14 protein-coding genes are annotated in these 13,082 nt (G+C 70.6%); 9 read left to right on the top strand and 5 right to left on the bottom strand.

The features are described from left to right. Positions 1 to 189 precede the first annotated feature (189 nt). The 5 genes from D457_RS0116380 (at position 190) to D457_RS0116360 (ending at position 4,753) form a co-directional block, all read left to right on the top strand. Entirely contained in the window at positions 190 to 1,446 is a 1,257-nt protein-coding gene (locus D457_RS0116380) for an NRAMP family divalent metal transporter (RefSeq protein WP_017581755.1), read from the top strand. A 113-nt stretch (positions 1,447 to 1,559) separates the two neighbouring features. Further along, positions 1,560 to 2,366, top strand: a complete 807-nt coding sequence (locus D457_RS0116375) for a LamB/YcsF family protein (protein ID WP_017581754.1) — start codon at positions 1,560 to 1,562, stop codon at positions 2,364 to 2,366. 28 nt (positions 2,367 to 2,394) lie between these two features. Next, positions 2,395 to 3,006, top strand: coding sequence for a 5-oxoprolinase subunit B family protein (locus D457_RS0116370; RefSeq protein WP_026116709.1), 612 nt, complete (start codon positions 2,395 to 2,397; stop codon positions 3,004 to 3,006). Positions 3,007 to 3,032: 26 nt separating this feature from the next. Continuing rightward, positions 3,033 to 3,935, top strand: coding sequence for a 5-oxoprolinase subunit C family protein (locus tag D457_RS0116365; RefSeq protein ID WP_051072947.1), 903 nt, complete (start codon positions 3,033 to 3,035; stop codon positions 3,933 to 3,935). 38 nt (positions 3,936 to 3,973) lie between these two features. Continuing rightward, positions 3,974 to 4,753: a putative hydro-lyase gene (locus D457_RS0116360; RefSeq protein WP_017581751.1), complete on the top strand. Its 780-nt coding sequence runs from the start codon at positions 3,974 to 3,976 to the stop codon at positions 4,751 to 4,753. 300 nt (positions 4,754 to 5,053) lie between these two features. On the opposite strand, the gene D457_RS0116355 is transcribed toward D457_RS0116360, so the two are convergent. Next, positions 5,054 to 5,749: an ABC transporter ATP-binding protein gene (locus tag D457_RS0116355; protein WP_017581750.1), complete on the bottom strand. Its 696-nt coding sequence runs from the start codon at positions 5,747 to 5,749 to the stop codon at positions 5,054 to 5,056. Further along, positions 5,746 to 6,867 (bottom strand): ABC transporter permease, encoded by a 1,122-nt coding sequence (locus tag D457_RS0116350; protein WP_017581749.1) that lies wholly within the window; start codon positions 6,865 to 6,867, stop codon positions 5,746 to 5,748. The genes D457_RS0116355 and D457_RS0116350 overlap by 4 nt, the downstream gene beginning before the upstream one ends. Positions 6,868 to 7,035: 168 nt before the next feature. Here D457_RS0116350 and D457_RS0116345 point away from each other — a divergent pair, with 168 nt between their 5' ends. Together D457_RS0116345 and D457_RS0116340 are read left to right on the top strand one after the other, a co-directional pair. Further along, a complete protein-coding gene (locus D457_RS0116345; RefSeq protein WP_051072946.1) occupies positions 7,036 to 8,277 on the top strand; it encodes a sensor histidine kinase in 1,242 nt (413 codons plus the stop codon). Beyond that, a complete protein-coding gene (locus D457_RS0116340; RefSeq protein WP_017581747.1) occupies positions 8,274 to 9,026 on the top strand; it encodes a response regulator in 753 nt (250 codons plus the stop codon). Before D457_RS0116345 ends, D457_RS0116340 begins: the two co-directional genes overlap by 4 nt. 28 nt (positions 9,027 to 9,054) lie before the next feature. Here D457_RS0116340 and D457_RS0116335 read toward each other — a convergent pair whose 3' ends face one another. Next, positions 9,055 to 9,696, bottom strand: coding sequence for a hypothetical protein (locus tag D457_RS0116335; protein ID WP_017581746.1), 642 nt, complete (start codon positions 9,694 to 9,696; stop codon positions 9,055 to 9,057). Positions 9,697 to 10,044: 348 nt separating this feature from the next. On the opposite strand from D457_RS0116335, the gene D457_RS0116330 reads away from it, so the two are divergent. Next, positions 10,045 to 11,346, top strand: a complete 1,302-nt coding sequence (locus D457_RS0116330) for an aminotransferase class I/II-fold pyridoxal phosphate-dependent enzyme (RefSeq protein ID WP_017581745.1) — start codon at positions 10,045 to 10,047, stop codon at positions 11,344 to 11,346. A 9-nt stretch (positions 11,347 to 11,355) separates the two neighbouring features. After that, entirely contained in the window at positions 11,356 to 12,246 is an 891-nt protein-coding gene (locus D457_RS0116325) for a dihydrodipicolinate synthase family protein (RefSeq protein ID WP_017581744.1), read from the top strand. Positions 12,247 to 12,543: 297 nt separating this feature from the next. On the opposite strand, the gene D457_RS37060 is transcribed toward D457_RS0116325, so the two are convergent. Continuing rightward, the gene (locus D457_RS37060; RefSeq protein WP_017581743.1) at positions 12,544 to 12,780 is read right to left on the bottom strand and encodes an alpha/beta fold hydrolase; all 237 of its coding nucleotides are present in this window, start codon (positions 12,778 to 12,780) and stop codon (positions 12,544 to 12,546) included. Then, on the bottom strand, positions 12,768 to 12,893 hold the full coding sequence (locus D457_RS37530; RefSeq protein WP_017581742.1) for a hypothetical protein: 126 nt from the start codon (positions 12,891 to 12,893) through the stop codon (positions 12,768 to 12,770). The genes D457_RS37060 and D457_RS37530 overlap by 13 nt, the downstream gene beginning before the upstream one ends. Positions 12,894 to 13,082: the final 189 nt, after the last annotated feature.

Raw genomic sequence — 13,082 nt, 5'->3', positions numbered from 1 at the left:
TGAGCCCCTTCGACTGCTTCGTGCGTGCCCGCACCAGGCGGGGTGGTCCCACCAATGTTACGTACCGGGGGGCGCTGGGATTTTACTGACCTGTCCCTTACCAAGCCCGCGCGATTGAAGTATTGTTCAACAATCCAACGATGATGTTGGTCACCAGGACCGTTCGATCTCCCCACACTGGAGAAAGCCATGGGCGACAAGCCCCCCGCACCCGCTCCCGCGCCGGTACGCCCCCGATTCGGCCGCGTAGCTCTGAGCAGCGGTCTCCTCGGCGCCATGTTCCTGATGGCCACCAGCGCCGTCGGCCCCGGATTCATCACCCAGACCACGACCTTCACCGCACAGCTCGGAGCCGCGTTCGCCTTCGCGATCCTGGTTTCGATCCTGGTCGACATCGCTGTGCAGCTGAACATCTGGCGGGTCATCGGCGTCTCGAACATGCGCGCCCAGGACCTGGCCAACAAGGTGCTCCCCGGGGCCGGTTACCTGCTCGCCGTCCTCATCGTCTTCGGCGGCCTGGTCTTCAACATCGGCAACATCGCCGGCACGGGCCTGGGCCTCGACGCCATGATCGGCCTCGACCCGCGTGTCGGCGCGGTCCTCTCGGCCGTGGTCGCGATCGTCATCCTGGCCGTCAAGAGCCTGGGTGTGGCCCTGGACCGCATACTCGTGGTCCTCGGCGTGCTCATGATCGCTCTCACCGCCTACGTGGCCTTCGTGTCGAACCCGCCGGTGGGCGAGGCCCTGCGCCAGTCCGTGCTGCCCGAGGCGGCCAGCAGCGACCTCTTCCTCGCCACCATCACCATCATCGGAGGCACGGTCGGCGGCTACATCACCTACGCGGGCGCCCACCGCCTCATCGAGCAGGGCAGGGGTGGCCGCGAGAACATCGCCGCCATCACCCAGACCTCCGTCACCGGCATCATCGTCACCGGCATCATGCGGGTTCTCCTCTTCCTCGCGATCCTCGGCGTGGTTTCGGGAGGCGTCGCGATCATGGACTCGCCCAACCCTTCGGCCGAAGCCTTCTACCAGGCCGCCGGAGAGGTCGGCATGCGCCTGTTCGGCATGATCATGTGGGCGGCTGCGGTCAGCTCCGTGATCGGCGCCTCCTACACCTCCGTCTCCTTCGTCACCACGTTCTCCCCGTGGCTGGAACGCCACAAGGGCAAGCTGGTCACCGGCTTCATCGGGATCTCCCTGGCGATCTACCTGATCTCCGGCCAGGCTCCCGTCACACTGCTGGTCATGGCGGGCGCCCTCAACGGTGTGATCCTTCCGGTCGGCCTGGGCCTGCTCCTGTGGGTGGCCGCACGCCACTCCCGCACCTTGCTCGACGGCTACCGCTACCCGCGCTGGCTGATCGTCATCGGCGTCGCGGCGTGGCTGCTCACCGCCTACATGGCGGTCAACTCCCTCGGCGGTATCGCCGCCCTCTGGCAGTAGCCCCGGCAGACCCGCCGGGACAGTCCCGTAACACCCGGCACAGTGGTGGTACCGGCACAACGGAGTGCGGGTGCCACCACCGGGTACGAGAACCAGGAAAGAGGAGCAGTACGTTGCGTATCGACCTCAACTCCGACCTCGGTGAGAGCTTCGGCCGCTGGGAACTCGGCGACGACCAGGCCCTGCTCTCCATCGTGACCAGTGCCAACGTCGCCTGCGGCTTCCACGCCGGCGACCCCTCGGTCCTGCGCCGCACCACCGCCGAGGCCGCCGCGCGCGGGGTCGCCGTCGGCGGGCACGTGGCCTATCGGGACCTCGCCGGGTTCGGCCGCCGCTTCGTGGACGTGCCCCCCGCCGAACTCACCGACGAAGTGCTCTACCAGCTCGGCGCCCTGTCCGCCTTCACCGCACTGACCGGGGACCGCATCCGCTACGTCAAGCCGCACGGAGCCCTGTACAACGCGATCGTCCACCACGAGGACCAGGCCGCTGCGGTCGTCGAGGCCGTTCGCGCCTTCGACCCCGACCTCCCCGTCCTCGGCCTGCCCGGCTCGCGCTTCCTGGAGAAAGCAGAGAAAGCGGGCCTGCGCACCTACCGCGAGGCCTTCGCCGACCGCGCCTACACCCCGCAGGGCACCCTCGTCTCACGCCGCGAACCCGGCTCAGTCCTGCACGACCCCAAGGCCATCGCCGCCCGCTGCCTGCGCATCGCCCGGGGCGAACCGATCGAGGCCGTGGACGGCACCGAGATCCTCGTCGAGGCCGACTCCCTGTGCGTGCACGGTGACAGCCCCGGAGCCGTGGACATCGCCCGCGCCGTGGCCGACCTGCTTCGCGCGCAGGGTGTGACCATCGCCCCGTTCGCCGCGGCCCCGTCCGCCCCCGCTTCGTTCACCACTGCTCCGTCCACCTCCTCCTGACCGAGCCCGTCCTGATTTGGAGCCGTTCGTGCGCGTCCTGAAATGCGCAGACACCGGGGTACTGGTGGAGGTCGCCGACCTCGCCCAGGTCATCGCCCTGGGTGCCGCTTTGGAAGCGGATCCGCTACCCGGCGTCGCCGACGTCGTTCCCGCCGCCCGCACCGTCCTGCTGCGGCTGGAACCCGGCACCGACCCGGCCGGGGTCACCGCGGCCGTCACCGGGATTCCACTGTCCGCCGAGGCCAGCCAGGGTGTCGGAGAGACCGTCACCATCCCCGTCCACTACGACGGGGAGGACCTCGACGACATCGCCGAACTCACCGGACTCAGCCCGCGAGAGGTCGTGCGCGCCCACACCTCGGCCACATGGACGGTCGCGTTCTGCGGGTTTGCCCCCGGCTTCGGTTACCTGGTCGGCGACGACCCGCGCCTGCACGTTCCCCGCCGAGGCGAGGCCCGCACCCGTGTCCCCAAGGGTTCCGTCGCCCTGGCCGGGGAGTTCACCGGCGTGTACCCGCGCAGCTCCCCGGGAGGGTGGCAGTTGCTTGGCCGGACCGACGCGGTGACCTGGGACCTGGACCGGAATCCGCCGGGCTTGCTGCGGCCGGGTGTGCGCGTGCGCTTCGAGGAGGTCGTGTGAGCCCGCAGACCAAGCGCCGACAAAGCGTGCTCTCGCCGACGGGGCAGGCCTTTCCAACGCAGGGCGGACGGACCGCCGCGGCTTTGGAGATCCTGGAGACCGGCCCGATGACCACCGTGCAGGACGCGGGACGCTTCGGCCACGCCGCCCTGGGTGTGGGGCGTTCCGGCGCGGCCGACCTCGACTCCTACGCTCTCGCCAACCGCCTCCTCGCCAACCCCCCGGGCGCAGCCGCTCTGGAGACCACGCTCGGCGGGCTCAGGGTTCGGGCGCACGGGGCGGTCACGGTCGCGGTGACCGGAGCCGAGGCGCCGGTCCGGGTGAACGGTCGCGGCGCTGCGGTCAACGAGGTCCTGCACCTGCCCGACGGCGCCGAATTCGCCTTGGGCGCACCTGCCCGCGGTCTGCGCTCCTACCTGGCTGTACGCGGGGGAGTGTCGGTGCCTCCCGTGTTGGGCTCACGCAGTACCGACGTGCTCGCCGGTCTCGGGCCCGCCGTCCCCCGGGCCGGGGACGTACTCCCGGTCGGTCCGGCCCCCTCGACCTTTCCGAACCTGGACCACGTCCCGGTCCGGGCGGTGGGCGGGGACCGGGTGAAACTGCGGGTCGAGCTCGGCCCGCGTGAGGACTGGTTCACCGAGCGGGCCCTCGCGGCGCTGCTGTCCGGCGACTACGAGGTGACCTCCCGCAGCGACCGGGTGGGCGCCCGACTGGCCGGGCCGACCCTGGAGAGGTCGCGCGAGGGCGAACTGCCCAGCGAGGGCATGGTCGCCGGGGCACTCCAGGTACCCCCGGGCGGGGAACCGGTGCTGTTCCTCGCCGACCATCCGGTGACCGGCGGCTACCCGGTGGTGGCGGTGGTGTGCTCCGCTGACCTGTGCAAGGCCGCCCAGGCTCGCCCGGGAACACGTATTCGGTTCGTTCTGTGAGCGCATGCCGTACGAGCAGGTGTGGTGAGGAGAAGCCGATGAAACCCACCGAACTCTCTCCGGCCCAGGCCCGCGCCCTGTTCCGCGGCGGCCTGCGCGTACCCACCTCCGGGTACAGCCCCGGGTACGCGCAGGCCAACCTGATCTCCCTGCCACGGGACCTCGCCTTCGACTTCCTGCTCTTCGCCCAGCGCAATCCCAAGGCCTGCCCGGTGCTGGACGTGACCGAGCCGGGAGAGGTGTCGGCCTCGGTGTTCGACGGGGACCTGCGCACGGACCTGCCCGCCTACCGGGTGTACCGCGACGGGAAGCTCGTTGAGGAGTGCGCCGACGTCACCGACCTGTGGCGGGACGACCTCGTGTCCTTCCTCATCGGGTGCAGCTTCACCTTCGAGACCCCGCTGTTGGAGGCCGGGGTGCCGGTCCGCCACATCGAGGCCGGCACGAACGCCGCCATGTACGAGACCGATCGGCCCTGCCGATCGGCCGGACGCTTCTCCGGGCCGCTCGTGGTGTCCATGCGTCCGATCCCGGCCGGTCAGGTCGCTGACGCCGTCCGGATTACGTCCCGTTACCCGGCGGTGCACGGGGCACCGGTGCACGTCGGAGATCCCGCTGCTCTGGGCATCGCGGACCTGGACCGGCCCGACTACGGTGACCCGGTGGAGGTCAGGAAGGGCGAGGTACCGGTGTTCTGGGCCTGCGGGGTGACCCCGCAGGCCGCGGTGATAGCCTCCGCCCCCGAGTTCGCCATCGGCCACGCGCCCGGCCACATGGCGATTACCGACGCCAGGGACACCGAGTACCAGGTGCCCTAGCCGCCGGTCGCTCCGGAGCCCGGCTCTAGCGTTCCTCTGGGGCTGGCCCCGGAGCGTCGGGGAAGGACTGGTCGGAACGGTTCTGCCCGCCCCGGAGCCGGGCACCCTGCCGTTCCCGCGGGGCCTTCTCCCCTTCCCGGCCTCCGCCCTCTTCCTGATCCTGGCCCCGGTCCTTCTCTTCTGGGGCTGGGACATCGGACTCCGACCGCTCGGACCGGCACATGGGACCGCCTCCAGGGGTATCGACTGGCCCCCAGCGTAGAAGCCCCTCCGGGGCCGGGCCTTCGAACGGTCCCTCTGTCAGGTGGTCCGGAATCCGTCCGCGGTAAGGGCGCTCAGTCGGCCGTCGCGCATCTCCAGCACCTGCTTTGCCGAGCCCAGGTACTCGGTGTCGTGGGTGACCAGCAGGGTCGCCACGTCGAACGTCCTGGTCGCCTCACCCAGCAGTTCCATGATCCGAGCGCCCCGTTCGTGGTCCAGCGCGGCGGTCGGCTCGTCCACCAGCAGCACGCTCGGGCGCCCCGACAGCGCGCGGGCGATGTTCACCCGCTGGCGCTCACCACCGGACAACTGGTGCGGGAGCCGCTGCTCCTTACCGGACAGCCCCACCGCGGCCAGGGTCTCCCTCGCCGACGTCCGTGCCTCGCGCAGCGAACGCGCACGCATGTGATCGGTGACCATCAGCTGTTCCACGGCGGTCAGCGAGCTGATCAGGTTCGGCTGTTGGAAGACGATCCCCACCTCGGTCAGGCGTAGTTCGGCCATCTCCCGGGGCCGCAGCCCCAGAGTCTGGATCCCGCCGACCGTCACCCGGCCGGAGTCCGGCCGGATGAGGGTCGCGGCCACCGCCAGCAGGCTTGACTTACCCGAACCGGAGGGGCCGACCACCGCGGCCAGCTCACCGGGGGCCACCCGCACCGACACGCGGTCCAGGGCGGTGACCACCCCGTCCCCGTCGGGATAGGTCAGGGTCACGTTGCTCAGTTCCAGGCTCATCGGACGCCTCCCAGGGCGGTCAGCGGGTCAACGGAGGTGATACGGCGGACGGCCAGGACAGCACCGAGCATGCCCAGCACGACCATGGCGGCGACCGGGCCGAGTGTGGTGCCCGCGGTCAGCGCGAAGGGCAGGACCGAAGCAGCCAGGGCACCCAACCCCACCCCCACGGCGCCGCCTACCGCGGTGCCGAGGAGCAGCACGATTAGGGCCTGGGCCAGGGCATCGCGCAGCAGGTAGCGGGTGGATCCGCCCAGAGCCTTGAGAATCGCGATGTCACCACTGCGCTGGATCGTCCACACGGTCAAGAACGCGCCGATGACCAGCGCGGAGATCGCGTAGAGGAAACCCTGCATGGTGACCAGGGAACTGTTCTCGGAGGAGAACGAACCGATCGCCTGGAGGCTGCCGGACAGGGTGGTTGACACCGTGTCGGCCTCCCCGTCCACGGCACCGTCCTCGGCCTCGGTCACGGCCTCCGGGCTCGCCTGGGAGTCGATCCGCGAAGCGATCACATTGGCGATCGGCGCGTCGTCCCCCTCCGCGTGCCGCACCCGGGGGTCGATGCCCTGCCAGACCTCGATGTCGGCCCACACGGCGGGGGTGTGGCTGTAGTGCTCGGTGGGGGCGAGGGCGCTGACGGTCAGCTCGGTACCGGCGACGGTCACGGTGTCGCCGGTAGTGATCCCGAAGTCCTCGGCGATCACCTCGCTGACCACCAGACCGTCCTCGGGCACCAGACCTTCGGGCGCCAGGCGGCCGTCCGAAGACACACCGAACAGCGCGGCGGCGGTGCCGTTGCCGTCCTCCAACTCGACCCGGCTCTGGGTGATGCCGACCGGCTCGGCCCACTCCACCCCCTCGGCGCCGGTCCAGACGTCGAGCTGGGCCCGGGTGACGGTGCTGTCCGCGTAGGACTCCTCCGGGGCGCCGTCCCCGGACGTCCCGAAAGCGATGCGGTCCGCGGGCAGGTTCTGGACCGCTGAGGTGGACTGGTCCGCCAAACCCGCGGTCAGCCCGGACAACAGGACGATCAGCAGGGTGATGAGGGCGACGACAGAGCCCATCAGCGCGAACCGCCCCTTGGCGAAGCGGATGTCACGAAGGGCGACGAACACGGTGGCCCTCCTTCCTGGAAACACTCGGTGGGTTTGTGCTTCCAGCCTCGTCCGGACCAAGATCATCGGCATCGGGCGAACGGAGCGTTCCCCGGGGCGTCCAGGTGGAGCGCGGACTCAACCGAACGATGGATGCCCCGCCCCTCCTCACCGTCGTACGCTGCACTGATGCGGTACAGCAGAATGCGGGCTCCCGAACTGCCCGGGGTGACGACGGTGCTCCGGGTGCTGCGTCTGCTCCTGCACGCCTGCTTCCTGTTCCTGCTCGGGGTCGGCACCCTCCGATATCTGCTCACCCACCTCGGCTCCGACTCGGCCCACCCCCAGTGGACACACGGGGCGGTCGTCTGCGGAGCCGTGCTGCTCGGGGCGGTCTACTGCGCCGGTGCTCTGGTCGTCCGGCACGACGTCCACCGAACCCGCTCCCTCGTCTGGCTCGCGACGGTCACCCTCCTGTGGGCGCTGCTGGCCTTGGCCGGGCCGGACTTCGTGTGGTTGGCCTTCCCCCTGTACTTCCTCCACCTGCACCTGCTGCGAGGGCTCCACTCGGTGGTGGCGGTCGTGGTCATCACCGCCTCCGTGGTTCTCGGGCAGGCCCTGCACGGTGGGGACCTCACCGCCGGCATGGTCCTGGGGCCGGTGCTGGGGGCCGTGTTCGCGGTGGCGATTGCCGCCGGGTACATGGCCCTGCACCGGGAGAGCGAGCGGCGCCGGGAACTCATCGACACCCTCACCCGCACTCGCGACGAACTCTCCGCCGCCCAGCGCCGCACGGGTGTCCTCGACGAACGGGAACGCCTGTCCCGGGAGATCCACGACACCCTCGCCCAGGGGCTGTCCAGCATCGTCCTGCTCCTCCGCGCGGCCGAGAGCGCTCTCCCTCAGGACACCGATCTGGCGGCCACCCGCATCGCCGAGGCCCGAGAGAGCGCTTCCACGAACCTCGCCGAGGCGCGCAGGTTCGTTCGGGACCTGGCCCCGCCCTCGCTGACCGGCGCCAACCTGCCCGAGGCGCTGATCCGCCTCTGCGAACGGGTCAGCCGCACCGACGGGATCGACTGCCGGTTCCGCACCGACGGCACCCCCACCGAACTCCCCTCCGGCTATGAGGTCGCGTTGTTGCGTGCCGCCCAGGCCAGTCTGGCCAACGTCACCGCGCACGCTCATGCCGGCACCGCAGTGGTCACCCTCGGCTACCTGGGGCAGGAGGTCACCCTGGACGTGTACGACGACGGGGAGGGCTTCGATCCGGAGGCGCCGCGCACCCGCGCGGACGGTACCGGCTACGGGATCGCCGCACTCCGGGAGCGCGTGACCGCTCTGGGCGGGGACCTGGAGGTGGAGTCCGCCCCGGGCGAGGGCACCGCCGTGGCTGTCCGACTTCCCCTGACCCATGAGGAGAACCCGTGACCGATCCGACCGACCGTCACCAGGAGAGCAATCTCGGGGGTGCGCGGACCGCTCCGTCAGTGGCCGGGCGCGACCTCCCCCAGGAGCCGCGGCTGCGCATCCTGCTGGTGGACGACCACCCGGTCGTGCGCCACGGACTCAAGGCGATGTTCGCCGAGCGCCCCGACATGGACGTGGTGGCGGAGGCGGCCGACGGCCGGGCCGCACTGGACGTGCTCACCGGTACCGTCGGCACGGGCGGCACCCGAACGCGGGAGACAGAGGTCGACATCGTGCTCATGGACCTGCGGATGGGCGCGGGCATGGACGGGGTCACCGCGATCCGGCACATCACCGAGCTCGACTCCCCGCCGCCCGTCCTCGTCCTCACCACCTACGACACCGACGCCGACATCCTCGCGGCGGTCGAGGCCGGGGCCACCGGCTACATGCTCAAGGACGCACCGCCGGAGCAGCTGTGCGAGGCCGTGCACGCGGCGGCGCGCGGCCAGACAGCGCTGGCCCCCGGCGTCGCGAACCGCCTCATGGACCGACTCCGCTCTCCTCGCCCCGCGCTGAGCGGGCGCGAACTGGAGATCCTCGGACTGCTGGCCCAAGGGCTGTCCAACCGGGCGATCTCCCGCGAGCTGTTCATCAGTGAGGCGACGGTGAAGACCCACCTCGTGCACGTGTTCGACAAGCTCGGGGTGGACAACCGCACCGCGGCCATCACCACGGCGCTGCAGCGGGGGATCATCCGGGTCGACTGAACCCGGTCGATTTCCGAGCCCTCCGTGGTCAGGAGGGCTCCAAGGCCTTCTGCTCAGCGATCGGCTCCGTGCGCAGACCCAGCCGCCGCAGTTCCAGCGCGGCCAGCTCCGTCACCGTGTCGGGGTCGTTCTCCTGCCAGGCCCCGGCGGGGTCCTCGTGCACCGCCATGAGTTGCGTGGGGGAGGCGAGGGACAGGGCGCGCAGCGCGAGCAGTCGGGTCCGCGCCTGGGGAGCGAGCCCGATGAGCTGCTTCGTGCTGGTCGCGCGACTGATCCACCGCGCACGCACGGGCAGCCAGGTAGCGGCCAGCAGGAGCAGCGGCAGGACCGCCACCAGTAGAGGAAGGGTGAGGGCGAGCGAGGACACGCTCTCCTGGAAGGAGTCACCCGCCGCGCTGAGGGATTCTCCGTTCTCACTGAGGCCGGCGAAGGGGGTGGCCAGGGCGTCCCCGGCCAGGGGCACCTGTCGGACGTTCTCAGCCGCGGAGTTCATGTGCTCGGTGAACCCGTCACCGGTGCTGGTCATGAGCTCCCCGGGCCGGTTCAGGGACAGGAGGACCTCGCGTAGGGACAGGGCCGCGGAGATCCACACGAACACCCAGACGAGCGCGAAGAGATCGGATACGAGCTGAAGACAGGCGCGGACGGGGGCGTCGGCGTACAGTTTCACGAAGGCTCCCAGGGGGTGAGGAGGGTGTGGTTTGCGGCGAGGCGACCCACGCTTGCCCGTTACCCGTTTCCGCCCGCAAACACCCGCCCCGCAGCCCTTCTCCCGGCCCCCGGTGCCTTGGAGCTGGTTGCGCGGAAGTGGCCACTCTGCCCCATGCCTCCGGCGTCCCCTTCGGCTCAACGGGGCCCGGAGCCGCAGGGAGCACCCAGGGATCGATCGGGATCTTCACCGGTGCGGCGGACATCTCCGGATCGGGATTCGCGCCCGGGTCGGAGATGCCGGGTCTGACCGCACCCGACCAGACACCTTCGTTTTTTGTCCTAGGACATATTTGTGTATGGTGCGTGCATGCCCGAAGAACCTTCCATCACCGGAGACACCGCCGCCGCGATCGCCGACTCGGTACGTGCCCTGATCGCACAGGGGGAGCTGCGCCCGGGTGAGGTCCTGCCTTCGGTCCGTGGGCTCGCGGCCCGGCAGGGGGTCAACCGCAACACCATCGCAGCCGCCTACGCGGCGCTGTCAGCCGCAGGTGTGGTCGAGACCCGCCGCCGCGGGGGCACGGTGGTACGCGGCATCGTGCCCGTCCCCAGCGAAGGCGCGTCAGCGCCCAAGAACACGGTCAACCTCGCCGACGGCAACCCCGACCCGGCACTCCTACCGCCGCTGCCCGACCTTCAAGGCTACGAGACCGTCCTGTACGGTGCTCCCGGTATCGACGAGTCGCTGAACCACTGGGCTCGGCGGCACATGCTCCCCGACACCGGGGACTCGGGAACCCTCGTGCTGACCCACGGGGCCGTGGACGCTGTGGAGCGTCTGCTGAGCGCCCACCTGACCCGCGGGGACGCCGTCGCGGTCGAGGACCCGTGCTTCCTGTCGAGCATCGGCACGTTCCGCCTCAACGGCTACCGTGCTCTGCCAGTGCCGATGGACGAACACGGCATGAGCACCGAGGGGCTGCGGGCGGCCCTGGAAGCCGGAGCGCGGGCGGTGGTGTGCACGCCTCGGGCACACAACCCGACCGGTGCGAGCCTGACCGGGCAGCGCGCCCGGGAGTTGCGTGCCCTGTTGGCCGAGCACCCGCACGTGCTGGTGATCGAGGACGACCACTTCTCGGCGTTGGCCCGCACTCCCTACCGGCGCATCACCCCGCCCGAATCCACACGGTGGGCGCTGGTGCGTTCGGTGTCCAAGTTCCTGGGACCGGACCTGCGCCTGGGCCTGACCGTGTGCGATGCCGACACCGCGGCCCGGTTGCAGGCCCGCCTGGCGGCGGCCACGTGGGTCAGCCACCTGTTGCAGCACCTGGTCGCCAGGGTTCTCACCGACCCCGCCACACCGGAACGTCTGGAACACGCCGCCCAGGTCTACTCACGTCGCCGCCGGATGCTGACCGATGCGCTGGACGCTCACGGCGTGCCCTGGCTGGCCGGTCCCGACGGCCTCAACGTGTGGCTTCCGCTGGCCGAGGACGCGGAGGCTGCCGTGGTGGAGGAGCTCGCCGAGCACGGGTGGGCCGTGCGCCCCGGATCACTGTTCACCCTGACCCAGCGACCGGCCATCCGCGTCACCACCGCCACCCTGGCCCCCGAACACACCGAAGCTTTCGCCGTACGCCTGTCCGCCACCCTTGCCTCGATCAACTAGGAGAACCCCGTGTTCACTGGACTGAGCGCTTTCCCCCTGACCCCCTTCAACGAGGACCGCTTCGACGAAGCCGCGCACGCCCGGCTCATCACCCGCCTGGTCGAGGCCGGTGTCGACTCGATCGGCGCGCTGGGCTCGACCGGCTCCTACGCCTACCTCGACCGCGACGAGCGCCGCCAGGTCGCCCGGGCCAGCGTGCGTTCGGCGGGCGGGGTGCCGGTGGTGGTCGGTATCGGCGCGCTGCGCACCTCCCACGTGCACGCCTTGGCCGAGGACGCCCAACAAGCCGGAGCCTCGGCAGTGTTGTTGGCCCCCATGAGCTACCAGCCGCTCACCGACGAGGACGTGTTCGAGCTCTACGCGGACGTCACCGCGAGGCTGTCGGTACCGTTGGTGGTCTACGACAACCCGGTCACCACGCGCTTCACCTTCTCCACCGAGCTGTACGCGCGTATCGCCGTCCTGCCCAACGTGGCCGCGATCAAGATCCCCCCGGTCCCGCTCGAGGCGAACGCGGCACGCGAGCGGGTCGAGGCGATCCGCGCGGTCGTGCCCGACCACGTGAGCATCGGTGTGTCCGGGGACGGCACCGCAGCCACCGGTCTGAACGCCGGCTGCCAGGCATGGTTCTCCGTCGTGGGCGGCACCCTGCCCGAGGCGGTGCTGCCGATCGTGCGCGCCGCACGCCAGGGCGACCCCGGGGGTGCCCTGGCCCGCTCCGAGCGCCTGCGGCCGTTGTGGGAGTTGTTCGCCGCCCACGGAAGCCTCCGGGTGACGGCGGCCATCGCCGAACACCTGGGGTTGGTCTCCCCGTCCTGCCTGCCCCGCCCGCTTCTGGGGCTGTCCGCTTCCCAGCGGGAGCAGGTCGTGCGTGTCGTGGAGAAGCTGCACCTGTCATGAGCCGCGCTACCACGCCTCCCCGAGGGGGCCTCGCACGCTAGGTTGTGGCTGCGGCGCCGGCCTACCGCACCCCCGCAGCGGTACCGCTCTGCTGCTGATCGACGTCATCAGGTCTTGGACCGTCCAGGGCGAACCGGCATCCCCGGGGTGAGGGACCCCGCCACCCTGCCTTGGAGCGCGCACCCGGTGCGCGCACTCGGACGCATAGGAGAAGAACGCGGGGGAGCAGCGAACCAAGACCGTTCGGGGTGGGCGCAGCGCCGGGGAGCGGCATCAGTTGTCACTCCCCGGCAGCGGTCAGGAACGGTGCCGGTCCAGGAAGTCCCGGACCGCGGCCCGCCAGGCCTCCGGCGCCTCGGCGGAGACCAGATGGCCGGACTCCACCTCCACCAGTTCGGCGCCCGGGATGCCCGCGGCCAGTTCGCGTGAGAGCTCGAGGGAGGCCAGCCGGTCCAGGGTCGCGGCCACCACCAGGGTGGGCACGGAGATGTCGGCCAGTTCTCCGGTGGTGTCCGCGGCGATCACCAGGTCCACCTGTTCGGGGTGCCCTCGGGGATGAAGCCCGCCAGCCACGCCACCGAGTCCAGATCCAGCGGGACCGTGCTGCGCGGGGTGGCGCCCGAACCGGGAAGATCCGGGGCGACCACCGTGTGTGTCGAGGTCAGATCGTCCGTGAGCGGACCGAAGTTGGCCTCGGCCCCGCCACCGCCGCCGTGCGCGAGCAGCAGGCCGGGGCCGGAGCCCTCTGTGTGGAGAAGTGTTCAACCATGCGGCGACAGTAGGCAGTGACCAAGGCCGCGTAGTTAAGGAACGGGCTGGGCTGTCAACTCCGAGTT

Origin of the sequence: Nocardiopsis valliformis DSM 45023, assembly GCF_000340985.1 — a bacterium.
In the GTDB taxonomy this organism is placed as follows: Bacteria; Actinomycetota; Actinomycetes; order Streptosporangiales; family Streptosporangiaceae; genus Nocardiopsis; species Nocardiopsis exhalans.
The sequence above is the reverse complement of the archived record's forward strand: the minus strand, read 5'-3'. Positions and strand labels throughout refer to the sequence as shown.

Excerpts from the sequence above, each read along its gene's own strand:
- D457_RS0116380 (WP_017581755.1), top strand. The coding sequence starts at position 190 with ATGGGCGACAAGCCCCCCGCACCCGCTCCCGCGCCGGTACGCCCCCGA.
- D457_RS0116360 (WP_017581751.1), top strand. The coding sequence starts at position 3,974 with ATGAAACCCACCGAACTCTCTCCGGCCCAGGCCCGCGCCCTGTTCCGC.
- D457_RS0116355 (WP_017581750.1), bottom strand. The coding sequence starts at position 5,749 with ATGAGCCTGGAACTGAGCAACGTGACCCTGACCTATCCCGACGGGGAC.
- D457_RS0116345 (WP_051072946.1), top strand. The coding sequence starts at position 7,036 with ATGCGGTACAGCAGAATGCGGGCTCCCGAACTGCCCGGGGTGACGACG.
- D457_RS0116330 (WP_017581745.1), top strand. The coding sequence starts at position 10,045 with ATGCCCGAAGAACCTTCCATCACCGGAGACACCGCCGCCGCGATCGCC.